The organism is Rhodococcus kronopolitis (assembly GCF_042654025.1).
In the GTDB taxonomy this organism is placed as follows: Bacteria; Actinomycetota; Actinomycetes; order Mycobacteriales; family Mycobacteriaceae; genus Rhodococcus_G; species Rhodococcus_G kronopolitis.
In genome coordinates, this window is record NZ_JBHSFO010000004.1 from 433,200 (window position 1) to 456,030 (window position 22,831).

The window sequence follows — 22,831 nt, forward strand, 5'->3', positions numbered from 1 at the left end:
GGCGGCGAGGCATCGCTGATCGGCAGCACGCCCCGGCTAGTCTCGGGACATGCTGGCCGCCGCGATCATCGTCATCACCCTTGCCCTGGTCTTCTACTCCATCGGCGTGTGGTCGGAGCGCATCCAGAAGACCCTGAAGTGGTGGCATGCCGGCGCCTTCGCGCTCGGCCTGGCCTGCGACGCCACCGGTACCTTCCTGATGAGCAAGATCTCCGACGAGTCGTCGGACGCCGGAACCTCGACCTTCGACACGATCATGATCGTCACCGGAGCCCTGGCGATCGTGCTCATGGCCATTCACCTGGTGTGGGCCGTCATCGTCCTGCTCCGGGACCGACCCTCCGAGAAGGCGAAGTTCCACCAGTTCAGCCTGGTCGTGTGGACCATCTGGCTGGTGCCCTACTTCACGGGGGCCGTCGGCGCCATGACCGGCTAGGCCTCCGCCGCCACAACAGTGCGCTACCCGGTGGCGGGCGCGAGTTTGACTGGGATGTCGGTGTTCTCGTCGGTGTGATAGGTCGCGCACACGCGGTGGTAGCCGTCGGCGACCTGGAGTGCCACGTCGGTCGACAGGTCGCCCTGCACGACCAGGATCGGCGAGAGCAACTTGCCCTTGGCGATCTTCGCGAGGTCGGAGCTCACGTGCGGGTTGTCGACGGGCAGCAGCGGAAGCCGGGAGGCGCGGAGCAGGTCCTTGGCCTTCTTGTGCACGATCGGTGCCGCCTCGAGCGCCGCCACGATCGCCTTGACCTGCTGTGGCGGTGCAAGCAGCGCCAGATAGTCCGCGGCCGCCGGATAGTCGTGCTTGTCCGGCTCGGGCTTCCACATCACCTCGGGCATCGGGGCCTCCTCGTCCTGATCGAAACGGTGGCCCGGTGACCAGCATGCCGACGGGCGTGACCCGAGCGGACCCTGCGCTGGTCGAGACCTCGGTCCCGCGGTGGCCCAGACCCTCCCGCGCCGCCATGGGGACGAGACCAGGAGGCCCCGCCGCCATCCACTTCGATTACACGCCCCGTCGCCACTGTTGGACAAGCCCCGGTCCGGCCGGCGGACCACTGGTTCTGCCGAGTGGCGGGCCCCGTCAGGATTCGCTCATGCGCTGGTCCGGTCCAGCGACGCGGCGAACTGGCTGGCCGGATGCGCCAGCCCGTAGTGCCCACGCAGGGTCGACGCCGTGTAGTCGGTTCGGAACAGCCCGCGTCGCTGCAGGATCGGGACCACCTGGTCGACGAAGTCGGTCAGGCCCCCGGGCAGGAAGGGCGGCATGATGTTGAAGCCGTCGGCGGCCCCCTGCTCGAACCACAGCTGGAGCTCGTCCGCGACCTGCTCCGGGGTGCCGGCGAAGGTGCGGTGTCCGCGTCCGCCCCCGAGCAGCCCGATGAGCTCACGTACGGTCGTCCCGTCGGCCTCGGCCAGTTCCTTGACCAGTTCGTAGCGACTCTTGTTGCCCTGGATCTCGTGCACGGAGGGCAGCGGCGGCAGGGGCGAGTCCAGCGAGTACTCGGTGAGGTCGACGCCGACGATTGCGGACAGTTGCCGGAGCGCGTAGTCGGGCGAGATCAGATCGGTGAACTCCCGCTCCAGTGCCCTGGCCTCGGCCTCGGTCGATGCGATGAACGGGACGATCCCCGGCAGCACCTTCAGCTCGTCCGGGTGGCGCCCGTGCGCGGTCACCCGGGCCTTGAGGTCCCGATAGAACTCCTGCGCCTGGGCGAGCGTGCGTTGCGCGGTGAACACCGCTTCGGCGTACCGCGCCGCGAACTCCTTCCCGCTCTCGGACGAGCCCGCCTGTACCAGCAGCGGGCGGCCCTGCGGCGAGCGCGGCGAGTTCAGCGGACCACGGATCCGGAAGTGCTCGCCGTCGTGGTCGATCTCGTGCACCTTGTCCGGATCGGCGAACACCCCGGTGTCCTGGTCCAGCACGACGGCATCGTCCTCCCAGCTGTCCCACAGGGCGACCGCCGCTTCGACGAACTCGTCGGCGCGCTGATACCTGCCGAGGTGGTCCGGGATCCCGTCGAGGCCGAAGTTGGCGGCCTCGTCCTCGCCGGCGCTGGTGACGATGTTCCAGCCGGCCCGGCCGCCGCTGATGTGGTCGAGCGAGGCGAACTTGCGGGCCGTGGTGAACGGGTCGCTGTACGTGGTCGAGGACGTCGCGATCAACCCGATGTGATCCGTCGCGCCCGCGATCGCGGTGAGCAGGGTGACCGGCTCGAAGGTGGCGAGCACGTTGTGCTTGACGCGGGGACCGACCGCGAGCCCGTCGGCGAAGAACACCGAGTCGAGCTTGCCGCGTTCGGCGATCCGGCCGAGCTCGGCGAAATGTTCGACCGACCGCACGTCGTCGGCATTGGTGCGCGGGTGGCGCCAGGCCGCCTCGTGGTGGCCGACTCCCATGAGGAAGGCGTTGAGGTGAAACTGCTTTGGCTGCTGAGACATTGCGATGATCTCCTTTAGATCGGACTGACGCGCCAGCGGGACAGGCGGCGCTCGGCGAGGACGATGATCCCGTTGAAGACGAGACCGAGAAGCGAGATGGCGACGATGCCGGCGTACATCTTCGGTATCTGGAAGTTGTACTGCGAGGCGGTGATCAGATAGCCCAGACCGGCCTTCGCGCCGACCATCTCCGCGGCGATCAGGACGAGGATCGAGGACGCGGCCGCCATCCGGACACCAGTGAAGATGGTCGGGACGGCGGCGGGCAGGATCACCTTCTGGAACAGCCGGATCGGTGTGAGGCCCAGCGACAGGGCGGACTTGACCAGCAGCGGATCCACCGTCCGGACACCGGAGATGGTGTTCAGCAGGATCGGGAAGGTGCTCGCATAAATCACCAGGGCGACCTTGGAGGTCTCCCCGATGCCGAGCACGAGGACGAAGACCGGCAGCAAGGCGAGCGCGGCCGTGTTGCGCAGCAGCTCCAGGATCGGATTGACGAACTCGGCCACCGGGCGGTACCACGCGATGGCGACGCCCAGCGGGATGGCGATCACGATGGCGATGGCAAACCCGGTCAGTGCCCGGCTCAGGCTGGCGGAGGCGTGGTTCCACAGCTCGCCGCTCGCGGCCAGGCCACCGAAGGCGCCCGCGACCACGGAGAACGGCGGCAGGAACACCTTGTCGACCAGGCCCAGCCGGGGGGCCAGCTCCCACAGCAGCAGGAACAGGCCGATCGCCAGTGATGGCTTGAGCACCCGCCAGGCCGTGGTCCGGACCGCCCTGCCGCCGCGGGTGAGGACTCCCGGGCGCCGGGGCACCACCACCTGAGGGGAGGACGCTGCCACCGGACCCGTTGCGACCCGCGGCGCGAGCAGTTCGACGCTAGACATGGACTTCCTCCTTCTCCACGGTCACCGCTACCTCGAGCTCCTGATGCTGGGCGCGTGCCACCTCGTCCTGCAGCTGGCTCCAGATGTGGTGGCGGAACTCCCGGAATCGCTTGCCGGAGCGGACGTCCGCGGACCTGCGGTCGATGTCGATGTCGACCACCGTCTTCACGCGGCCCGGTCGCGAGGTGAGCACCGCCACCCGCTGCCCCAGGTACACGGCCTCGTCGATGCCGTGGGTGATGAACAGAATGGTCTTGCCGGTGGCACGCCAGATCCGCAGCAGCTCGTCCTGCAGCGACTCCCTGGTCTGTGCGTCGAGCGCCGCGAACGGTTCGTCCATCAGCAGCACCTCGGGGTCGAAGGCCAGGCTCCGCGCGATCGCGACCCGCTGCTTCATTCCACCCGACAGCTCGTGCGGGTATCGGTCGCCGAATCCCTGCAACCCGACCAGTTCGAGGTAGTGCTCCGCGATCTCCCGCCGCTCTCGCTTCGGCAGACCCTTTGCCTCCAAGCCGAACTCGATGTTGTGCAGCGCCGTCCGCCACGGCAGCAGCGCGTACTGCTGGAAGACGATCCCGCGGTCGAGGCCGGGGCCGGCGATCGGTCGACCGTCGAGCAGGATCTGCCCCGACGACGGTGTGGTCAGGCCGCCGAGCAGATCCAGCAGCGTGGACTTGCCGCAGCCGCTCGGGCCCACCAGGACCAGGAACTCGCCGTCCGCGACGTCGATGCTGATGTCCTCGATCGCGGTGAACCGGGATTCGGACCCGCGGACACCGAAGTGCTTGCCGACGCGGTCGAGCCGAAGTTTGGGTTCGGTGATCATTTCGCCGCCTCCAGCGCTTGTCCGTCGGCACCGCTGGCGGCGTCGTAGGCGCCGTTCGCGTAGGGGTTGAATTCGTTGGTGAACAGGTCGGCCGCCGTCAGCTCGCCCGGCTCGAGTTCGCCGTTTCGGACCAGCCAGTCGATCCAGGTCTGCAGTTCGCGGTCGGCGATGACTGCCCCCGCGACCGGGATGCCCGGACTGCGCCAGTAGTCGGTCAAGCTGGCGTTCTCGTTGCGGCCGCGCTCGCCGATGATCTCCTTGAACCTGGCCACGACCTGGTCCCGCGGTGTGGTCTGGGCCCAGCGGACGGCCCGTGCCGTGCCCTGGACGAAGTCCTTCGCCGCCTCGGGGTCCTTGGCGATGAAGTCGTCACGCAGGACGTAGGTGCCGTAGCTGAAGTCCCCGAAGATTGCCGAATCCGTGAAGAGTGGGTGCAGGCCGCCGCGGCCGACGGCGGTCTCCCGGAAGACGCCCCCGAGTGCGGCGACGTCGATCTGGCCTTCCCTCAGCGCCTGCTCGGTGTTGATCGGGGGGACGACGATCAACTCGACCTGTTTGATCTCGTCGGGCGTGAGCCCCTGCTGGGCCAGCCATTCGCGTACGACGAATTCGTGGTGGGCGCCAAGGGTATTCATGCCGACCTTCTTGCCGATCAGGTCCCGGGCGCTGGTGATCGGCCCGCCGTCGAGCACGAAGTAGCCGGTGAAGGTGCCCTGGTCGGCGCCGTACGAGCTCACCACCGAGGTGATCGGGGAACCCGCGGAGCGAAGCTTGACGACCGCGCCGTTGAACGCCATGCCGAAGTCGGTCTGTCCGGTCGCCACGGACTGGATGTCCTGCGGCCCGCTGGTGGTGTCACCCACCCACTTCAGCTCGACGTTCTGGAAGTAGCCGAGGTCTGCTGCGAGCTCCGGGAAGATGACCTGTCCGGCCGAGCCCTGGTAGCGCAGCACGGACTTGCCGTCCGCGGTCTGCTCGGTCTCGGTCGACCCTGCGCACGCGCTGACCAGGGAACCGATAGTCAAGAGCGCGGCGAGGGCCGCGAGTGCGCGCGGGGATCGCGATTGCGTTGATCGTCGCTTGGGCGTCGGTGATGCCATGGTCTGAGTCCTCAGGTCGGGCGTGGCGGGATGGTTTGTCAAAGGTGACAGAGGCCGCCGCGACCGGGAACTGTTGCGTTCACCGAGGTTTTAAGTCGAGTCCGTACGATCGGACGCGAAGTTGAAGTTTCCCCAATTCCTGCTAAAAGGAACGGTATTCAAGTCTGTTCTGCCTGGCGCAGTGGCCGTGGCCGTGGCCGTGGCCGTCGCCGGGAACCGTACCGTTGGTGCGGGCGCCGGGCCGGTGTTCGGTCTAGTCACCAATCGCGGGATGACCGCGCCGACCATGCAGGCTCGGTCGCGGCCATCCCGGCGGTGACAAGCCGCGCAGACGAATGGATCAGGATGATCCGCCGTTGAGCGACTTGACGGTCTCAACCCGCGTGTGTCCCGTCAGTTGCCAGTCGTCTGCCGGCGGAACCCCGGTACCGGTGAACTTGGCGCCGTGATCACCGTCGGCGCCGTGCTGAGCGTCGCCCGCCTCGTAGAAGAAGTCGAACTCGATGGACTTATCGCCCATCGACCAGCCCTCCGGTGGTGCCGTCAGCGTGACGGCCCCTGTTGTGGGATCCGACGTCGCGGTCCAGCTCGGCCGCGGCGCGTCGGGGTTGTAGTCGAAAATCGCCGCTTGGGAAAACTTGAATCCCTTCGGGGGCTGATGGGTGACGCTCGTGACGGCCAACGCCGCATCGCCACCGGATTCGCTGTTCCGGAAGACATGGATGCGGAATCGGGCACTCTCCTGGGGCGCCACCGACTTCGGGCTTTCGGAGGCGATCGTGAAGTCTCCGACTTCGGCGCTCGCGCTCGCCGTAGAGTCCCAGCACGGGATGAGGAGGGGGATGAGAAAGATGGCGTCCATGGGGTCGCACTCCCGGAGCATCTGTTGCCCGATCTTGTCGGGCAACAGGTCTCCCGACCCGGACCCGGAACTCCCCTCCGCACCCGCAGCGCCGGTACCGATCGTCAGCCCGCCGACGACGATCGTCACGGCGGCAAGGATCGATGCGCCGCGACGCATCATGTTCTCGGACAAGATTTTTCTCCATTTCGAGTTGTGGGGATCCGGGACCGGGACATCGCAGCAATCGGACATCCCGCCGATTGCGCCGGATCAGGACGGGTGGACGAGACCGACGGGCGTACGACAGCCGTGCCTGGTCAGTCGGACCGATGATGGCCACGAGGATGCACGCCACCATGCGCAGGCCCGTCACAGTGATCACACCGCACCCCGTTGCGGTTGTCCCCGGTGAGAACTACCGGGATCCAGAGGGTTGGTACCGGATGGTCAAGCCTGGTAGACGCTGAGGTCCCCGGGCTCGGTGTCGAGCACCTCCCGGTGAAACCTCAGCATCCACCCGAAGTACACGCCGCCGGCGAGGACCAGACCGACCACGATGCCGACGGGGACGATTGCCTCCGCGGGGGAGACCAGCACGACGAGCACGAGGACCATCCACACCAGCGCGCCGATCGCGATCGGCAGCTCGAGGCGCCCGAGGTCGAAGGCGCCCTTCTTGTGATCGAGTCGCTTGCGCACCACCAGGTAGAGAATCACCGTCGCCCCGTAGACGATCACGGTGAGGATGGTCCCCGCGACGAGCAGCTTCAGCAGCGCGCCGCCGGGCAACGCCAGCATCAGGATGAACCCCATGACACAGATCAGGATCGTCGCCGGGACCGGCGTGTTGGTGCGCGGGCTGATCTGTCGCATCAGCCGGTGGGCGGGAAAGCGCGAGTCGCGCGCCATCGCGAAGACGATCCGCGAGCACGCGGCCATCGTCACCATGCCGGCGCCGAAGAACGCGAACGTGATCGCCACCAGCAGCGTGCTCTCGACGACCGGACCGAGCTGATCGCGCATGATCGCGGCGACCGGCGACTCGCTGGCGCTGATCCGGGTGACGTCGTCGATCGCGACCGTGAGCGCGATCAGGAACAGCAGTCCCAGCAGGCCTGCCGCCACGACTGATCCAACGATCGCGCGTGGGACGGTCCGAAAGGGATCCTTGGCCTCCTCGGCCAGGTTCGCCGCGGCGTCGAAGCCGACCAGCGTGGCCAGGCCCATGATCATCGCGCCCATCAGCCCGCCGCCGACGGCGAAGTAGTCGGGTGCGCCCTCGGTGACACCGCGCGAGGTGAGGTTGTCGACCCCGCCGTTGCCCGTGAGCACCACGGCGACGATGAGCGCGATCGCCAGCACGACGACGATCACCAGTTCGAGCCCAACCGCGCTCGCGTTGATCATCGCGACAATGCGCGTCGAGAAGACGACGAGCAAGGCCTGGGCGAGCAGCATCCCCAGCGTGATCAGCCGCGCGGTGTCCTCGTCCGGCGCCATGTGAAACAGCGGCATGAACGCCTGGCTGGCCATCGCATTGTCGGCGGCGACCACGCCGAACGTCAGGTAGCAGACCGTCAGCCAGCCGAACCCCCAGCCGACCTTCGGGTTGGCCAGCCGTGACGCCCATTGGTAGGTGGAGCCGCTGAGCGGAATGCGGGCGGCGAACTGCGCGTAGACCAGGGCCACCAGCACCTGCCCCGCCGCGACGACGACCCACAGCCAGATCCCGACCGGCCCGGCGTCCCGCAGCACGTCGTCGTACGTCCCGAAGATGCCGACCGCCACCGAGATGAACGCGAACGAGATCGCGAATACCTGGAAGGAGCCGAGCGTGCGTTTCAGCTCCTGGTGGTAGCCGCCCTGCTCGACGGAACCGTCGACGGAGGGCTCGTCTGACTGCTCGGCGCCCATTGCGGCTGTCGCCATTTCCGCCACCATGTCTTCCGGCTCTGCGCCATCACGGGTGGATGACGGATCGGATCAAGCGGTGCGTACTGATTCAGAAGTCAGCGGACTTTCGACCGAGTACATCGCGGGGAACAGTGCACGCCACAGCGGCCATGCCCACGGACGGTCGAACGGGTAGAAGCACATCGGGTCACAGATCATCACGGCCTCCGGATGGGCGGCCCCGCCGCCTCGTACAGACTATTCCGAAGCCGGGTGAGCCGCCAGGAGCCGAGAAGTCCGACCGCTGCCGCGACCGTTCGGGGTCTGCGCCCGAGTTCTGTCCCGATTCCGCGAGCAGCCCCCGTAGATCGGCCCCGCGGACACCCACAAGTCGCCAGAACTGTTGCGCGGCAGACGTACCTGTCGACCCGGGCGGGCAGCGGCGGGTCGACACGACCTGGATTTCGGGCGATCATCGTTCGTACCGACTGCAGGCAGGGGAACCACATGCGCGCTACCCGCATCACGACCAACCTTCGCGTGGCTGACGTCGACGCGGCGAAGAGCTTCTACACCGACTACCTCGGGCTGAGCGCCGAGGAGTTCAACATGGGATGGGTGGCCCGCTACGCCTCGCCCGAGACGGGGGTGAACGTCCAACTCGTGACGCGCGACGCCAGCGCCCCGGAGGACTCGGTCGTTTCCGTCCACACCGACGACGTCGACGGTGCGTACCGGGAGGCGCAGGAACTCGGCTACGAGATCGTGTACCCGCTGACGACGGAGCAGTGGGGCGTGCGGCGGTTCTTCGTCCGTGCGCCGGACGGCAACGTTCTCAACATCGTGCAGCACAAGGACTGAGCTACGGCCGGGTGGAGCGGTGTTCGCCCTTGCCGGTTCGTTATGGGCTGCATACGGATTGGACAAGTGGACAAGCCGGCAATCGTGCCTGGCGAGGGCTCCTCGTCACACAGATCTGAATGCGTCAATGTTGCTGATGGGCGGCACGTTCTCGTGGATCATCGCCGCATCGAGCCAGGCTACCGTCGGCCCGATTCGTCGGACACCAAGCGAAGGATGGCATACCCGCCGAACGATGTGATCATGACGACGCAGAGCAGAAGCAGAATGTCGAAGAGAATGAGCATGCGTTCCTCTCTCGGATTCGGTCGATTCGAGTCGTTCTCCACTCGGAGAATTTCTCCGAGTGGAGAAGAAGGTAGCACGGTATCTTTTCTGCGTGGTGAAGTCGACGCGGGAGGCAATTCTGGACGCCGGGCTCGAGCTGCTCGGCCGGGTCGGGTTCCGAAACTGGTCGGTGCGTGGCGTCGAGGATGAGGCAGGCGTGCCTCACGGAAGCGCACGGCACCATTTCGCGAACCAGCGGGGCCTGGTGTCGGAGTTGGTGCACCACTTGCTCGACGGCGACCTGCCTCGACCAGGGGAGACGCCGCGGCAGCAGATCGCGCGGTGGTTGGGGCCGGAGTCGAGCCGGACCCGGGCCCGTTACGAACTGATCGTCGCGTCCTTCCATGACGCCGAACTCGCGGCGGAACTGGTGCTCGGCCGGGACCGCTTTGTCGCAACGCTGACCGAACGCGGCATGGCGCCCGCCGAGGCCGCCGAGTTGGTCGCTGCGTTGGACGGGCTCGTGCTGGACGCTCTGCTGCGGCGGAGGGCGTCGGAGGCCGTGGATCCGGAGAGGATGATCGGCCGGTTCGTTCCGTCGATGCGCTGAGCGGTGTGCTCGGCGAGTGCCGGTCAGCCCGCCCGGGGCGCTGGCGCCCGGTCTATCTGCAGGAAACCTGCACCTGCACCTGCACTTCTGTCGCAGCGTCTAGCGGAAGAAGCCGTAGATTCTGCTGATTCTGCCGTGCTCCAGCACCACAACATCCCAGCCGTCAGCCACTGGAGATTCACTGGGCGGGCCGAAGCTCCAGTAGAAGTGTGCGAGGTTGTGGTGGCTGCGTACCTCACCGAGGCGAAAGACCGTGTCGGTGAACTGCAGTTGCCATCCGCTGACGTAAGTGTCGATGGCCGGCCGGCCCTCCGCTGAGATGTTGGGGTCCGAATACAACACGTCTGGGGTGAATACCTCGCTGCCGATGGCGCGACGGACCGCCGGGTCTCGCTCGTTCCAGAGCGAGATGTATGCGGTCAGCAGTTGGACTACGGTGTCGGCATTCTCGCTGGTCAGGGAACTCCACTCTGCCTTGCTGAGTTGTTCGATCAGGGCGTGTCGGCGGCCGTCAGCCCGTGCGGCCACACACGCCGCCAATGAAGACACCCCGTCGCTGAGTCCGGATGTGTGAACACCGGGAGCGACGGGGCGTCGGAGCATTCCCCTACCAAAAGGCATGCACGCCTACTGTATCCGAACGGTGGAGGGTGAGTGGCGGGCCGTGTGGATGGGGAGAGGTGTTCACCAACTTCATTGTGGTGACTCGGCGCGGAGCCAGGTTTTGTGCGGGCAGGGCGAGAACTCGCGGTATGTCATCGGCTTCGCACCCATCCTGGGATCACCCGATTCCGGGAAGGCAGTCCATAATTGTCTCGCCGCCGAGGAGCACGCACAGCACCTCGAACGGGGCTACGAACACAGTGTTGGCGAGCTCGGTGGACCCGGAGTTCTGTTCGAGCTGGCTGGATCCGGAGTCTTGGCCGTCGTGCGGGTAGAAGAAGTCGCTGCTGCCGGAACTGCTGCCGGCCCAGGGGGTAGGGAGGGTCGGACCTTCGAGGTCTACGGGCGCGGCCGATGCCGAAGCCACGGTGCCGAGGGCGATGGTCGCGCCGGCCAACGCAACGATGAGTGAACGCTTCAAGATGGTCCTCTGCGCTAGTGCTGTTTCGACGCCGAGCGACGTCCCAGTGATTACACCGCACCCCGCTGTGGTTGTCCCCGGTGAGAGTTACCGGGATCCGGCGGGTTGGGTATCCGGTGGTCTTTGCTCATTCGTCGCGTCGCGTCGGTGCAACCCGGCCTGTCCGTCAGTGGCCAGGGACAGGTCTCGCGATGCTGTTAACTGGTGGCAAGTTCGGGCCGGTGCGCCTCCGTGTGCCGCGAGAAGGAGAGTGTCGAGGTGCTGACGCAGTGACTATTGATCCCCGGGTGGTGCGACTCGGTGTCACAGAGTCGATCGAGTCGATCCTGGAGGTGGCGACGCTCGTGTCGCAACTCCGCGCGGCCACCGAGACCTTGGAGGGCTTCGAGGGTGCGGGTGCCCGGCTCGACCAGGCCGCCGCGGCGCTCGCTGCTGCGGCGGATTCGCTGTCGGGCACCGTTGCGGAGTTGGGATCGCGGTCTGACCACGTGGAGGCCGGCGTGCGCACCTATACCGCTTTCATCGACCCCGCGGGGGAGACCCAGTGGTTGGACGCCCCCGATCCTCTGGCGCGTGCCAGCACCTCGGGACGGATCCGTGTGGTCGGTGACGACGACGGAACCGAAGCCGCGGTGCTGCCCTGCGACAGCGGAACTGCGTCGAAGCTTCCGTACAGCGACACGCTGCTCTTCGACGCCGGGTGGGTGCGGATCGGGCCGTGGTGCCAGGACCGCTTCTGCGCGGTCGAGCCTGTTCAGGGCCGGATGCCTTGACCGGGTGGACGGATGGATGGTGTTGGCTCGGTGGATGGAGGGGTGTTCACCAATGACGGAGTGCGTTGGGCTGCAAGCGGATTGGATAGGACTACCGGTCGGTAGTCGCACTTGAGGAGGGCTCCAGATCACACAAATCTGGATCGGATCCACGGTGTCCGCGGTCGGGGAGTTCGACGGGGACTCGCGGCATCGAGCCAGGTCCGACCGACCGACTTGGGTACCCGCCTTCGGAGCCGTTGGGCTACCCCGGAGGGGAGCCGTCGGTGGCAGCGCTCATCGCGGCCGCTTCGTGAGATGGGCCGATGCGTAGCCTCCTGGAGTCGGAGTGCGACGGGCTTCCTCGTATCCGAACCGGGCGAATCGCCGGAGATTGCCGACGCTGCGTTCGCCCGTGAACAACTGCAGTTCGGTGACCGACACGGGTAGACGGTTCTCCACGAGTTCGAGCAGCCGACTGCCCAGCCCTCGACCCTGCGCAACCGGGACCACAACCTGCCCAACTCGGCCAAATGTGAATCAGCCGTTGAGCGGAGTACGCGCACAGTAGTGACGAGACGATTGGCATCGTCGCGCCCGTCTTCCTCCGCGTTTCACTGGCCGATCGTTCAACGCATTCGTGCGCATCGCTTGGATCAGGCCGGCCGCACCGGACACCGCCGGGGCAGTCCCTATCGGCCAGCTCCGCCATCGTCTCTTGAAGCACTACGAACAGAGAAATTCTTTAGCCTTGCAACCTACATCGGCCCACCCGAGGATAGGGTTAAACACCAAGCGGCACAACCGAATCAAGAACGGTCGGGGTAGCGAGGCCGAAGTAAACGCTACGGATACGGCCAGCTATATTCCCCCGATGTTGAAAGTGCGCCTCGGTGTCCGAGCTCGGATCCTGGCCATCGCGTTGGTTCCGAGCCTGGCGCTGCTCGGAATCGGTGTAGGCACCGCTGGATACCTGATACGTGAGGGCCGACAGTCCCAACAATGGGCGGCAGCGAATAGCGATGCCGTGACCCACGCTCGCGATGTGGTTGCCGGCGTAGAACAGGAACGGATGCTGTCGCTGTGGCATCTGTCCGGCGAACAGGGCGATCCGGCCGCGCTCGACGCGGCACGGAACCGGCTCGACACCGCGTTTGCCGGGCTGGCCCCCTACGAATCGAGTTTGCAGAGCGCGTCGCAGGGCACCATGGGTGCCGACACGGGTGGATTCGACACCTTGCTGGCCAGCCTGCCTCAGATCCGCGGTCAGATCGACGCAGGACGAATGTCGATCGGCGACACGTATGCCCTCTACAACAGCATTCTCGATGCAGTTGCGCTCGGCAGCAACCTCATCACCGCCAACGCGCCCGACGCCCAGGTCGGCGTCACGCTCCTCAATGCCATGCGCGCCCTGCACGCGATGGAGGGAATGTCACGTTCCGCCGCGCTCACCGCCGCCGAACTGCGGGGACAGCTCAGCGGTGGTCCGCTGCACAACGACTATCGAAATCTGGTCGGGTACTACCGGACCGCACTTCCGCAGCTCGCCGCCGACCTGGGCGCTGATCCATCAGCTGAGAAGATCCAGGCAGCGCTGGCCTCTCCCGCCTGGCAGCAGGTGGCCGCGATGGAGGACTACCTCATCAACCCGCCGGAGCCGGACGAAGACGGTGACGTCCCGCCGCCACCAATGACTTTCGCCGAGTGGCATACCGCGCAGGGGCAGCTGTATGAAGGCGTGATCAGCGCATGGAAGGGTCTGAACAGCCATGCGAACCAGATCGCTGCCGACGAGGGCAAACGCACCGCGGCGAACTCACTGTGGGCGGGTGCCGCTGTGCTCGCGCTTGCGCTCGCGGCGTTCCTGCTGTCGCTGTGGCTGGCCAACCGACTGATCGGGCGGCTCGAGCGCCTACGGCGGGAAACACTGGACCTGGCAGAGGTCGAACTGCCCGAAACCATGCGCAAGCTGGGCGCGGGCGAGCAGGTCGATCCCAATCCTGCGCACCTGGACTTCGGTGACGACGAAATCGGCTCGGTGGCAAAGGCCTTCAACCGTGCACACACAGCGGCCGTTTCTGCCGCGATCACCGAGGCCCGTACCCGCACGGGCGTGCGCGCGGTGTTCCTCAACATCGCCCACCGGAGTCAGATGGTGGTGCACAAGCAACTCGAGGTCCTGGACGAGGCCGAGCAAAGCCAAGAGGATCCTGCCATGCTTGAGACATTCTTCCGGCTCGACCACCTGGCAACCCGCGAACGCCGCAACGCCGAGAACCTCATCATCCTCGGTGGCGGCGAGCCCGGCCGCCAGTGGCGGAGTCCGGTTCCCCTAGTCGATCTGGTGCGTAGCGCGATCGGCGAGAGCCTCGACTACACGCGGGTACACACCCGCCGCATGCCTCAGGTGTTCATCATGGGCAACGTGGTCGCCGACCTCATCCACCTGCTCGCCGAACTGGTCGACAACGCGACGGCGTTTTCTCCGCCGCAGTCGCGCGTCGAGGTGAGCGGCAACGTGGTCGGCAAGGGGGTCGCGATCGAGATCACTGACCAGGGTGTGGGGATGTCCGTCGAGGAACTCGACCGCGTCAACGAGATGCTGCGCAATCCACCGGATTTCGGAGTCGAAACGCTCTCTGCGACTTCATGCCTGGGCTTGTTCATCGTTTCGCAACTGGGTGCTCGACACGGAATCTCTGTGCAGCTGACCGAATCCGAGTACGGCGGCATTCGCGCCATCGTGCTGGTGCCGAACTCGGTGGTCGCCGCCGATGCGACACCTGTGGTCGGTCATCTGCCGAATCGGCTCGCTGGACGTCGGTCCGAGATGCAGGTAGCCGAACCGATGGCGGAACTTGATTCGGCCGTGTCTGTCTCGGCTGCAGTGGGTGTCGCATCACTGGCGCCGCCGACTCCAGGGCCCCTCGCCGAACAGCCAGTGCAGTCGGTGACCGCGTCGCAGGCGTGGGCGAACGTCGAGCACATCGACAGTGCGCCACACACCGAGTACACGGATCATTCTCTGGCATCCCTGTGGCACGATCCGTCGACCCCCGCTGTCGAACCGGAGTCCCGCACTCCGCAACTGTTGCCCGACAACGATGGTGGCCTTCGCCCGAGCTTGCCTCGCCGTCGCCGGCAGGCCAGTCTGGCGCCGGAGCTGGCGCGCGATCCTCAACTCGAGGTGGACGCGCAGCAGTCGTCACGCTCGGCGGAGCAAGCGCGAGATCGGATGTCCGCCATCGCGTACGGTACCCAGCAGGCTCGGCATTCGGGATCCCCATCAGGGTATGCAACGAGGGACGAAATGGAAGGTGAAGGAAGGTGACGGTGACGACTTCTAACTCAGGTGACCTGAACTGGCTTCTCGACGATCTGGTAGATCGTCTTGCCGGGGTGCGCTACGCAGTCGTGCTTTCCACCGATGGCCTACTGTTGGGCCGATCTACGTCGATGGGCCGTGAAGACGCCGAGCACTTCGGTGCCATGTCGGCCACTCTGTACGGGCTGGCACGCAGCGCGGGACGTCGCTTTCAAGGCGGCGGCGTTCGCCAGGCCGTCATCGAACTCGAGAATGCGGTGATGTTCGTGACGGCGGCCGGAAGTAACGCATGTATCGCATTGCAAGCCAACGACACTGCGAATCTGGGTATGGTCGCGTATGAAATGAACCTGACTGTTCAGCGTGTCGGTACCTATCTGTCGGCGAATCCCCGTAGCGGTATGGCCGAGCATGGAGCGTAGATTGCCGTGACACGTATAGGTCAACCGTGGTTCGACGATGCGGCCGGTCCTCTTGTCCGCCCGTACGCCGTCACGCGGGGTCGCACGATGGGCGCGGGACACGATCTCGACATGCTCACGCTCGTAGTGACCGTGTCCCCCGCTCCGCGGCTGCAGCACATCGAAACGGAGTACGCGGAAATCGTTCAGTTGTGTCGTACTGCGCAGTCGGTGGCCGAGGTCTCGGCGCACCTGAATCTGCCTCTGGCGGTTACCAAGATCCTGGTCGGTGATCTCATCGCCGAGGGAATGCTGAACTTCAGGGCTCCCGCCAGCAGCGACTCTTACAACGACATTTCCGGTATTGGCGACCTGAACATTCTGCAAGCAGTACTCGATGGAATCCGAAAGCTGTAGACAACTATGCATGACAACGCGTCCTCAGCCGACCTGGCTGCCTCGGTCAAGATCCTCGTAGCCGGCGGCTTCGGAGTCGGCAAGACCACGATGGTGTCCTCCGTCAGCGAGATCGCACCACTGCGCACCGAGGAAACGATTACCGAATTGTCCACCGGCATCGATGATTTGTCGGGCGTGGAGGGTAAGACCACGACCACCGTGGCCCTGGACTTCGGTCGTATCACCATCGATGAGAGCCTGGTTCTATACCTGTTCGGCACGCCTGGACAGGACCGATTTTGGTTCCTCTGGGACGAACTGGTGCGCGGGGCGCTCGGCGCCGTCGTTCTCGCAGACACCCGTCGGTTGGAGAACTCGTTCGCCGCGATCGACTTCTTCGAACGACGCGGAGTCTCGTTCGCGGTCGCGGTGAACTGCTTTGACGGCGCCCAGACCTACACAACTGACGAGGTTCGCGAGGCGCTCGACCTCGACCTCGAAACCCCCATCGTGCTGTGCGACGCGCGTGATCGCGATTCGTGCAAGTCTGTACTGATAACGCTAGTCGAACACCTCATCGCCCAGGTCAGGACCTCAGTGGCCTGAGCAAGGCAACGTTTGTCGTCGGACTCACCGGGCGGTTCACCCCCCCCGGTGTGGCGGACGATCCGGCCGGTTCCTCACGGTGGCTCAGGTTTCCAGTCTCGTTGCGGCGACGCCATGGCCGTGCAACGTTCACGCCCACGTGGCAGCGCTCCGTCAATCGTGAAGATGGTCCGCTCAAGACGTCTTCGGCCTTGGGAACGGTGTGCCGCCCGGTCGCGCGTAGACCGGTGGGCTTCTGCGCGACCATTCGCATCGCCGGGAACAGAGGCGCGGTGAGGTCATCGTTGCCGGGGTGCCGTGCCAGGTAGTGGCGTAGATCCCATTGGTTTCTCGATACATGCCATCGACCAGGACTCGCTTGAATGCGACCTCCCGAACTGCCCGCGTTGACTGGCTGTCTGCGTTGACGTCAGCGATTGCCGCACGTTCGTCCTCGGCGAGCCTGGCTTTGAGGAATTGGACCAGCGAAGGCCCGGTCGCCCGTCGAGGATGAGCCGCCGGTGGGTCCCGCCGGTGGATGATCGAGGGCTCGTCGAAGGGTGGAGGGAGCTGGACGGTGGCGTCCGGGCGCTCGACCTTCACCGGTGCCCGGTGGGGACCTCCTCGTCGACGACCTCGAATTCCGCCCCGCTGCTGCTCCCTCGGCGTAGCGACCGAAAGTCACTTCGCCCTCGTGTGTCGAAGCCCGTCACTCGGCAACGAGGTAGCAGTGGAAGCCCGTTACCGACGAGAGGACCACGCGATGGCGATCATCGATCACACAACGACTGCCAGGTATTCCGACGCTGGCCGGACCACCACGACGCGGCGACTGCTGGCGTGCGGAGTAGCCGCCGGCCCGATCTACCTCGCGGTGGTAGCCGCGCAGGTGGTGACCCGCGACGGGTTCGACCTGACCCGCCACCCGCTCAGCCTGCTGAGCCTGGGCCCCGGCGGATGGATACAGACCGCCAACTTCATCGTCAGCGGCGTGCTGTTCGTCGCGGGCGCCGTCGGCATGAGGCGGGCCATGACCGCCGGCATCGGCCGGACGTGGGTCCCGAGGCTGATCGGCGTCTTCGGGTTCAGTTCGGTGTGGGCCGGGGTGTTCGTGGCCGACCCGATGAACGGCTTCCCCACGACCGCGGGGACGTCCGACCCGACGGTGCACGGCATTCTCCACAGCATCGCGCCGGTGTTCGCGTTCCTCGCGCTGATCGCCGCGTGCATCGTGCTGGCACGACGGTACTTCCGCGCGGGTCGGCGCGCGTGGGGCGTGTACAGCGCGGTCGTGGGCGTCGCGCTGCTCGCCCCCGACCTGTTGATGGGGCGCGACGGGTTCTCCCTCGCCCTCGCGGCGGCCGCGGTCGTGGGCTGGACCTGGGTCTCGGCGGTGGCCGCCGACCTGCTGCGCACCACCGTCAGCCAACTCTCCTGAATTCCTCAACGAGTTTTCCGAAGAGCACATCGAAAGGACATCAATGATGAGCGAGCAAGAGATCACCCAGCCGGTACCGGCGCCCTCCGCGGACCTCGAGCGTCTCGACCGGCTCGTGGGCACCTGGAGCGTCACTGGCGGAGCCGAGGGAACCGTGACCTACTCGTGGATGGAGGGCCGTTACTTCCTGATCCAGCAGGTCGAGCTCGAGCAGTTCGGTGAGTCAATCGTCGGCACGGAGTTCATCGGCAACCTCCGTCCCTTCGGTGAGGAGCCGGGCACGGACGTCGTGTCCCGGTTCTACGACAGTCAGGGCAACACGTTGGACTACGTCTACGAACTCGACGGCGACACGTTGACGATCTGGGGAGGGGCGAAGGGCTCGCCAGCGTATTTTCGTGGGACCTTCGTCGAGGACGACACCGTCCTCGACGGTGAATGGGTCTATCCGGGAGGCGGCGGCTACCCGTCGACGATGACCAGGACAGCGCAGTGATACCGATCGAACGAGGAGATCCGATGAAGTACATGCTGCTGGCGTACACGAATCAGGCGGACTGGGACGCGGTGGACGTGACGAGCCCGGAGTTCCGGGCCATGTGCGAGTTCTACGAGAATCTCGAGCGCGAACTCACCGACTCCGGCGAACTTGTCATGACACAGGGACTCTCGGATCCGTCCCTGACCAAGACCGTGCGCAAGGTGGACGGGACGCCGATCGCCTCGGACGGTCCGTACGCCGAGGCCAAGGAGGTGCTGGCCAGCTTCTCCATCATCGAGTGCGCGACGCACGACCGTGCACTCGCCATCACCGCCCGCATCGTCGACGCGGTCGGCGACACCGTCGAACTGCGACCGGTGATGGAAGGCGACCCCGCCGCGGTCTGAAAGTCATGGACGACGTCGCCTTCGGGCACCTGCTGCGCGAACTCGCGCCGCAGGTGCTCGGCGCGCTGGTGCGACGTTACGGCCACTTCGACGTTGCCGAGGACGCCGTGCAGGAGGCACTGCTCGCGGCGGCGCTGCAATGGCCGCGCGAGGGCGTGCCCGTCGATCCCCGACCCTGGCTTATCCGGGTCGCGTCGAGGCGCATGATCGATCAGCTTCGCAGCGACCAGGCCCGGCGGCGGCGCGAGGACAGCTCGGCTACGCGAACGCCGGATGACGAACTGCACGCGCCACCGGCCGACGTCGGCCCTTCGCCCGGCGAGGACGACTCGTTGACACTGCTGATCATGTGCTGCCACCCCGCGTTGAGCGGCCCATCGCAGGTCGCCCTCACCCTGCGCGCGGTGGGCGGGCTGACCACCACCGAGATCGCCAGGGCCCTGCTCACGCCGGAATCGACAGTCGGCCAACGCATCAGCCGCGCCAAGTCCCAGATCAAGCGTTCCGGCATCGCCTTCGCGCTGCCACCGGAACACGAGAGGGTCGAGCGGCTCGACGCCGTCCTCCATGTGCTGTACCTGATCTTCAATGAGGGGTACACCAGTTCCTCGGGTCCGAACCTGCATCGCGTCGAGCTGTCGGCAGAGGCCGTCCGCCTTACCCGCCTGCTCCGTGACGCCGTCCCCGACAACGGCGAGGTGGCAGGGCTTCTCGCGCTCATGCTGCTCACCGACGCCCGTCGGCCGGCACGCAGCACCGCAGACGGACGGCTGATCCCGATGGCAGAGCAGGACCGCGGACTGTGGCACCGCGACGCCATCGACGAGGGCATCGACATCGTCACGGACGCGATGTCGCGAACAGCACTGGGCTCCTATCAAATCCAGGCCGCCATCGCCGCACTCCACGCCGAGGCCCCCGCCGCGGAAGCCACCGACTGGATGCAGATTCTCGGCCTGTACACCCTGCTCGAGACGATGACCGACAATCCCGCGGTGACGCTCAATCGGGCCGTGGCGACGGCGATGGTCTACGGACCCCAGGCAGGCCTGCGTCTGCTGAGCACCCTGGACGGCGACCCGCGGCTGGCCCGTTCGCACCGCCCCGACGCGGTCCGCGCCCATCTACTCGAGCTGACCGGCGACCTCGACGCTGCCGCGGCGCTCTACCGATCCGCCGCCCGCAAAACCATGAGCATCCCCGAGCAGAACTACCTGCGGGCGCGGGCGACCGAACTCGGCCACGCGGGCTAGTTTCACTCGATGGATCGCACTGTACCGGTGGAGGGGTGTTCGCCCATGACGGGCTGTGCTGGGCTGCATGCAGATTGGATTGGTTTACCGATGGGTGATTACACATAAGAAGGGTGCCAGATCACACCAATCCCGATGAGATCCAGCGACGGAGGCCAGGTCTCCCACAACCCAAACCTGATAGGTGAGACCCGTCGAGCCTTCGGCAATGGCAGGCTCTCGCCCTACTCGGGCGTGTACCGCCGATCACCGTCGACATGCAGCTCAGCGAGCGCATTTGAAGCTCGTCGAAAGCAGGACGGCCGACCGGCAGGTTGCCGTCGGCCGAGGCCGGACGCCAGGCCTCGTGGGAGATTCAACGGATGGTCGGGCGTATCCGGGTACTTCTGGGTGGTGCAGGGTCTTGCAGGCGTGTGCTCTTCGCTGCCGTCGCCACGCCGCTGCTGCTCAGTGGCTGCGGTGGCTATTCGGGGCAAGTCATCACTCCCGGCTATGAGTCATTGCCCCGATGCGCCGTGCGCGAGGAGATCCCGGTCGACGAGCTCGATCAGGACCGGCTTCACGACTGCAATCCCGAAGGTCTGAACATCCGGATGCCGGATGGACGGGTTGTCCAGGTTTACGCGGTGGGTGGTACCTACTCAACGAGCGGCTCGGATCCCGGACTGCCCGGCGAGATCACCGTCATCAACTGGGGCATGGAAGGGGTGGGTGTCGCGTTTCGTAGCGGTGACGAGCGGCGGGTCTGGGGAAGCACCGACCGGGCCCGGGGAAAGCAGGAAGCGGCGATTCCCGCACTCCGATAAGGGTTGCCCGCATGTCGGGTCTCGATGCTTGTGCCGATCGCGGACGCATACTTGCCCGGCGCCCGCCGCAGGCCTGCCCGCGAACGAAGGCCGTGGCCCGAGCATCGCCTCTCGTATGAACGCGGGCACAGTCTGACCCGCCAGAGTTTCGTCGTCGCGCTGCCCGTAATGGATCCCTGGGCTCGCCCGATGAACAGACTGTCCATTCTGTTTTACCTTCGGAAGGCAACTGACGATGAACCGCAAGCACCTTCTAGGCTCCTGCGCCCTGGCAATCATTCTCGGAACGGTGCTCGCCCCGACCGCGTCGGCTGAGGTGCGCACGGGACAAGGTGGACCGGAGTCACGCCCGTGCAGCGACCAGTTTGTGGTGCCGCTCGATCCGCAGGCCTGGACCACCGACAAGATGGTCGTCATCAGCCCGTACGGCACGGACCGTATCGAATGTGGCGCCTGGCATGGGTTCTTCTACGCGAGCCAGACCGATCCGCAGGGCAAGGTTCACGCCCTGGAGAACGCGGCCACAGCGATCGGACTTTTCGGCTCGGGGTCCGGGGCGGGGTACGGAGGCGGAAAGGTTTACATCTGGCGTCCCTAGGGCTCTTTTCGCGGTCACTCACACTGGTGAATGGCTCCAAGGGGCGGGGCAGCGCCAATCCCTGTGCGTCATAGGTCGGTGATCTGTGGGTCAGTTCCGATCGTCGATCGAGACACTCACTATGCGCCGAATCGGGCCAGTGAGGCCCAGTCGAGGGGAAATCGGCCTAGGAAACCTGACAGTGGGGGAGTCGATCCATGCGCTCCGCATCTCGGAGCCAGGCATGGGATGCACGTGCTTGAGCTACCTCGGCAGGCCCACTTGTCGACCAATGGGCAAGCATGTGCGCCTACCAGAGCGACCAGGCTGAGAACTTGTTTGGGCATGTCGACAGGAGGTGTTCGATGGTGAAGCTGCCGAGGGAGTAGCCGACCAGCGCCGGCGGCTGATCGAATGCCAGGGTGTCGATGAGGGACATGAGGTCCTCGGCGAGGTCCGCGACGGTGCACTGGGGTGACGGAGCGTCGCTGGGGACAACGCCTCGAGACGCGTATCCGATGACATCAAAGCCATTGCCGGCAAGGGCGGCTGTCAGCCCGGAAACCTCCCAGGCGATGGGAGGCATCCCCGTCCCGCCGACCAGGATGACTGGCGGCCCTTCGCCGCGGCGTTCCGCCCCGAGCTGGATTCGTCCGGTATCGATGGCAGCATCCACGAACCACTTGTCTGGCTCCACTTGGCGTCGACTTGATGTCCGGCGATTCGGCAGTCGGTCTCATCTGCACCCCTGAAGCCAAACTCCCTCTGGGCATTGATCTTTCGTTACAAGCCATCAGTAACAAACATGGCCATCTGAGGGATACCTCAAGAGACGTCAGATCTTGACGCGCACATTCGCAGTGGACCAAACAGAGGGGGTTTCTAGTGTCAGTGGCTAGGAAGTGTGCAGTCGGTGTCATGGCTGCAGCAGTAACGATGGGGGTGGCGCTCTCTGGTGCGACTGCAGCGTCTGCATCCGACCTGGACTCAATCGGTGCGACGGCGGCCGGTCTGGCCGTTGGTGACATCATGGCGCCGACTGGACTCACGGGTCAGGCAGTGACGGCGGCATGGAATGCTCACATTCCCATCTACGCGGTGGTGTCGATGCAGAACCGCAAGTATCCGAGGGGCACCATGCAGATCATCGAGTACCGCAGGGTGCGGAGTTTCGATGATCTGGGTACGGGTTACACGAAGTTCATCGGGTTTGGGGCGGAGGCTCCGGACACGTTCTGGATGGGCCGCGGCGGCACCATCCTCGTGAACATGCGTGAGTACCATCCGGAGAATCTCGCCTCCTCGTGGCCGATCTTCGACAAGACCTCTCAGAAGTTCCTGCAGAGCCCTCTCGTTCAGCTCCCTGACAACGGACCTGCTGTAGGGGTTTCATTTATCCGGTAGGTCATGCACAGACGAAAGCCCCCGATGCAGTACGTGCACCGGGGGCTTTCCCATACTTAGCAGTTCGGCTCGACGAGTACTCGGCGACGTCTCGCGAGCGCGCGGCGCGTGCCGGGAAGGACGGCCTGCTCGACAGCCAGGTCACCGTGTGAACGACCTGCCAACCGACGAGACGATCCG

At 65.7% G+C, this 22,831-nt stretch carries 26 protein-coding genes; 15 read left to right on the plus strand and 11 right to left on the minus strand.

Going from position 1 to position 22,831, the window contains the following annotated elements; translation table 11 throughout:
• The first annotated feature begins 49 nt into the window (after positions 1-49).
• Positions 50-436 carry an HsmA family protein gene (locus ACFO6S_RS10920; protein WP_378416793.1) on the plus strand — a complete coding sequence of 129 codons (387 nt, stop codon included), beginning with the start codon at positions 50-52 and terminating at the stop codon, positions 434-436.
• 23 nt (positions 437-459) lie between these two features.
• On the opposite strand, the gene ACFO6S_RS10925 is transcribed toward ACFO6S_RS10920, so the two are convergent.
• From ACFO6S_RS10925 to ACFO6S_RS10955, 7 genes are all read right to left on the minus strand, one after another.
• Complete coding sequence (locus tag ACFO6S_RS10925; RefSeq protein ID WP_378416795.1) at positions 460-840, minus strand: hypothetical protein; 381 nt, start codon at positions 838-840, stop codon at positions 460-462.
• Between the two features lie 255 nt (positions 841-1,095).
• Complete coding sequence (locus ACFO6S_RS10930; RefSeq protein WP_378416797.1) at positions 1,096-2,442, minus strand: LLM class flavin-dependent oxidoreductase; 1,347 nt, start codon at positions 2,440-2,442, stop codon at positions 1,096-1,098.
• 14 nt (positions 2,443-2,456) lie between these two features.
• Positions 2,457-3,335, minus strand: a complete 879-nt coding sequence (locus ACFO6S_RS10935) for an ABC transporter permease (RefSeq protein WP_378416798.1) — start codon at positions 3,333-3,335, stop codon at positions 2,457-2,459.
• Positions 3,328-4,161: an ABC transporter ATP-binding protein gene (locus tag ACFO6S_RS10940; protein ID WP_378416800.1), complete on the minus strand. Its 834-nt coding sequence runs from the start codon at positions 4,159-4,161 to the stop codon at positions 3,328-3,330. The genes ACFO6S_RS10935 and ACFO6S_RS10940 overlap by 8 nt, the downstream gene beginning before the upstream one ends.
• On the minus strand, positions 4,158-5,261 hold the full coding sequence (locus ACFO6S_RS10945; protein ID WP_378416802.1) for an ABC transporter substrate-binding protein: 1,104 nt from the start codon (positions 5,259-5,261) through the stop codon (positions 4,158-4,160). The genes ACFO6S_RS10940 and ACFO6S_RS10945 overlap by 4 nt, the downstream gene beginning before the upstream one ends.
• A gap of 340 nt (positions 5,262-5,601) precedes the next feature.
• A complete protein-coding gene (locus ACFO6S_RS10950; protein WP_378416804.1) occupies positions 5,602-6,297 on the minus strand; it encodes a hypothetical protein in 696 nt (231 codons plus the stop codon).
• A gap of 255 nt (positions 6,298-6,552) precedes the next feature.
• The gene (locus ACFO6S_RS10955; protein ID WP_378416945.1) at positions 6,553-8,019 is read right to left on the minus strand and encodes an APC family permease; all 1,467 of its coding nucleotides are present in this window, start codon (positions 8,017-8,019) and stop codon (positions 6,553-6,555) included.
• A 486-nt stretch (positions 8,020-8,505) separates the two neighbouring features.
• On the opposite strand from ACFO6S_RS10955, the gene ACFO6S_RS10960 reads away from it, so the two are divergent.
• Positions 8,506-8,859 carry a glyoxalase superfamily protein gene (locus ACFO6S_RS10960; protein ID WP_378416806.1) on the plus strand — a complete coding sequence of 118 codons (354 nt, stop codon included), beginning with the start codon at positions 8,506-8,508 and terminating at the stop codon, positions 8,857-8,859.
• Between the two features lie 379 nt (positions 8,860-9,238).
• Positions 9,239-9,736: a TetR/AcrR family transcriptional regulator gene (locus ACFO6S_RS10965; protein ID WP_378416808.1), complete on the plus strand. Its 498-nt coding sequence runs from the start codon at positions 9,239-9,241 to the stop codon at positions 9,734-9,736.
• A gap of 99 nt (positions 9,737-9,835) precedes the next feature.
• Here the strand turns inward: ACFO6S_RS10965 and ACFO6S_RS10970 are convergent, their stop codons facing one another.
• Positions 9,836-10,264, minus strand: a complete 429-nt coding sequence (locus ACFO6S_RS10970) for a nuclear transport factor 2 family protein (RefSeq protein WP_378416810.1) — start codon at positions 10,262-10,264, stop codon at positions 9,836-9,838.
• 253 nt (positions 10,265-10,517) lie between these two features.
• A complete protein-coding gene (locus ACFO6S_RS10975; protein ID WP_378416812.1) occupies positions 10,518-10,820 on the minus strand; it encodes a hypothetical protein in 303 nt (100 codons plus the stop codon).
• A 269-nt stretch (positions 10,821-11,089) separates the two neighbouring features.
• On the opposite strand from ACFO6S_RS10975, the gene ACFO6S_RS10980 reads away from it, so the two are divergent.
• From ACFO6S_RS10980 to ACFO6S_RS11030, 11 genes are all read left to right on the plus strand, one after another.
• Positions 11,090-11,593 (plus strand): hypothetical protein, encoded by a 504-nt coding sequence (locus ACFO6S_RS10980; protein ID WP_378416813.1) that lies wholly within the window; start codon positions 11,090-11,092, stop codon positions 11,591-11,593.
• A gap of 853 nt (positions 11,594-12,446) precedes the next feature.
• On the plus strand, positions 12,447-14,906 hold the full coding sequence (locus ACFO6S_RS10985; RefSeq protein ID WP_378416816.1) for a sensor histidine kinase: 2,460 nt from the start codon (positions 12,447-12,449) through the stop codon (positions 14,904-14,906).
• A 2-nt stretch (positions 14,907-14,908) separates the two neighbouring features.
• Positions 14,909-15,322 (plus strand): roadblock/LC7 domain-containing protein, encoded by a 414-nt coding sequence (locus tag ACFO6S_RS10990; protein WP_378416946.1) that lies wholly within the window; start codon positions 14,909-14,911, stop codon positions 15,320-15,322.
• A 6-nt stretch (positions 15,323-15,328) separates the two neighbouring features.
• Positions 15,329-15,718: a DUF742 domain-containing protein gene (locus tag ACFO6S_RS10995; protein ID WP_378416818.1), complete on the plus strand. Its 390-nt coding sequence runs from the start codon at positions 15,329-15,331 to the stop codon at positions 15,716-15,718.
• A gap of 6 nt (positions 15,719-15,724) precedes the next feature.
• Positions 15,725-16,306 (plus strand): GTP-binding protein, encoded by a 582-nt coding sequence (locus tag ACFO6S_RS11000; RefSeq protein ID WP_378416820.1) that lies wholly within the window; start codon positions 15,725-15,727, stop codon positions 16,304-16,306.
• A gap of 742 nt (positions 16,307-17,048) precedes the next feature.
• A complete protein-coding gene (locus ACFO6S_RS11005; protein ID WP_378416822.1) occupies positions 17,049-17,723 on the plus strand; it encodes a DUF998 domain-containing protein in 675 nt (224 codons plus the stop codon).
• Between the two features lie 46 nt (positions 17,724-17,769).
• The gene (locus ACFO6S_RS11010; protein WP_378416824.1) at positions 17,770-18,219 is read left to right on the plus strand and encodes a hypothetical protein; all 450 of its coding nucleotides are present in this window, start codon (positions 17,770-17,772) and stop codon (positions 18,217-18,219) included.
• Between the two features lie 23 nt (positions 18,220-18,242).
• Positions 18,243-18,611 (plus strand): YciI family protein, encoded by a 369-nt coding sequence (locus ACFO6S_RS11015; RefSeq protein WP_378416826.1) that lies wholly within the window; start codon positions 18,243-18,245, stop codon positions 18,609-18,611.
• Positions 18,612-18,616: 5 nt separating this feature from the next.
• On the plus strand, positions 18,617-19,864 hold the full coding sequence (locus tag ACFO6S_RS11020) for an RNA polymerase sigma factor (protein WP_378416828.1): 1,248 nt from the start codon (positions 18,617-18,619) through the stop codon (positions 19,862-19,864).
• Between the two features lie 413 nt (positions 19,865-20,277).
• Complete coding sequence (locus ACFO6S_RS11025) at positions 20,278-20,670, plus strand: hypothetical protein (RefSeq protein ID WP_378416830.1); 393 nt, start codon at positions 20,278-20,280, stop codon at positions 20,668-20,670.
• A gap of 235 nt (positions 20,671-20,905) precedes the next feature.
• Complete coding sequence (locus ACFO6S_RS11030; protein WP_378416832.1) at positions 20,906-21,268, plus strand: hypothetical protein; 363 nt, start codon at positions 20,906-20,908, stop codon at positions 21,266-21,268.
• Positions 21,269-21,557: 289 nt separating this feature from the next.
• Here the strand turns inward: ACFO6S_RS11030 and ACFO6S_RS11035 are convergent, their stop codons facing one another.
• Together ACFO6S_RS11035 and ACFO6S_RS11040 are read right to left on the minus strand one after the other, a co-directional pair.
• A complete protein-coding gene (locus ACFO6S_RS11035; RefSeq protein WP_378416948.1) occupies positions 21,558-21,896 on the minus strand; it encodes an alpha/beta fold hydrolase in 339 nt (112 codons plus the stop codon).
• Positions 21,800-22,024, minus strand: coding sequence for a NaeI family type II restriction endonuclease (locus ACFO6S_RS11040; protein WP_378416950.1), 225 nt, complete (start codon positions 22,022-22,024; stop codon positions 21,800-21,802). Before ACFO6S_RS11040 ends, ACFO6S_RS11035 begins: the two co-directional genes overlap by 97 nt.
• Before the next feature lie 141 nt (positions 22,025-22,165).
• Here ACFO6S_RS11040 and ACFO6S_RS11045 point away from each other — a divergent pair, with 141 nt between their 5' ends.
• A complete protein-coding gene (locus tag ACFO6S_RS11045) occupies positions 22,166-22,651 on the plus strand; it encodes a hypothetical protein (RefSeq protein WP_378416833.1) in 486 nt (161 codons plus the stop codon).
• Positions 22,652-22,831: the final 180 nt, after the last annotated feature.

Bases quoted from the DNA above. Each gene is read 5' to 3' on its own strand.
- ACFO6S_RS10920 (WP_378416793.1), top strand. From the start codon at position 50: ATGCTGGCCGCCGCGATCATCGTCATCACCCTTGCCCTGGTCTTCTAC.
- ACFO6S_RS10925 (WP_378416795.1), bottom strand. From the start codon at position 840: ATGCCCGAGGTGATGTGGAAGCCCGAGCCGGACAAGCACGACTATCCG.
- ACFO6S_RS10930 (WP_378416797.1), bottom strand. From the start codon at position 2,442: ATGTCTCAGCAGCCAAAGCAGTTTCACCTCAACGCCTTCCTCATGGGA.
- ACFO6S_RS10935 (WP_378416798.1), bottom strand. From the start codon at position 3,335: ATGTCTAGCGTCGAACTGCTCGCGCCGCGGGTCGCAACGGGTCCGGTG.
- ACFO6S_RS10940 (WP_378416800.1), bottom strand. From the start codon at position 4,161: ATGATCACCGAACCCAAACTTCGGCTCGACCGCGTCGGCAAGCACTTC.
- ACFO6S_RS10945 (WP_378416802.1), bottom strand. From the start codon at position 5,261: ATGGCATCACCGACGCCCAAGCGACGATCAACGCAATCGCGATCCCCG.
- ACFO6S_RS10955 (WP_378416945.1), bottom strand. From the start codon at position 8,019: ATGGGCGCCGAGCAGTCAGACGAGCCCTCCGTCGACGGTTCCGTCGAG.
- ACFO6S_RS10960 (WP_378416806.1), top strand. From the start codon at position 8,506: ATGCGCGCTACCCGCATCACGACCAACCTTCGCGTGGCTGACGTCGAC.
- ACFO6S_RS10985 (WP_378416816.1), top strand. From the start codon at position 12,447: ATGTTGAAAGTGCGCCTCGGTGTCCGAGCTCGGATCCTGGCCATCGCG.
- ACFO6S_RS11000 (WP_378416820.1), top strand. From the start codon at position 15,725: ATGCATGACAACGCGTCCTCAGCCGACCTGGCTGCCTCGGTCAAGATC.
- ACFO6S_RS11005 (WP_378416822.1), top strand. From the start codon at position 17,049: ATGGCGATCATCGATCACACAACGACTGCCAGGTATTCCGACGCTGGC.
- ACFO6S_RS11010 (WP_378416824.1), top strand. From the start codon at position 17,770: ATGAGCGAGCAAGAGATCACCCAGCCGGTACCGGCGCCCTCCGCGGAC.
- ACFO6S_RS11015 (WP_378416826.1), top strand. From the start codon at position 18,243: ATGAAGTACATGCTGCTGGCGTACACGAATCAGGCGGACTGGGACGCG.
- ACFO6S_RS11020 (WP_378416828.1), top strand. From the start codon at position 18,617: ATGGACGACGTCGCCTTCGGGCACCTGCTGCGCGAACTCGCGCCGCAG.
- ACFO6S_RS11030 (WP_378416832.1), top strand. From the start codon at position 20,906: ATGAACCGCAAGCACCTTCTAGGCTCCTGCGCCCTGGCAATCATTCTC.
- ACFO6S_RS11045 (WP_378416833.1), top strand. From the start codon at position 22,166: ATGGCTGCAGCAGTAACGATGGGGGTGGCGCTCTCTGGTGCGACTGCA.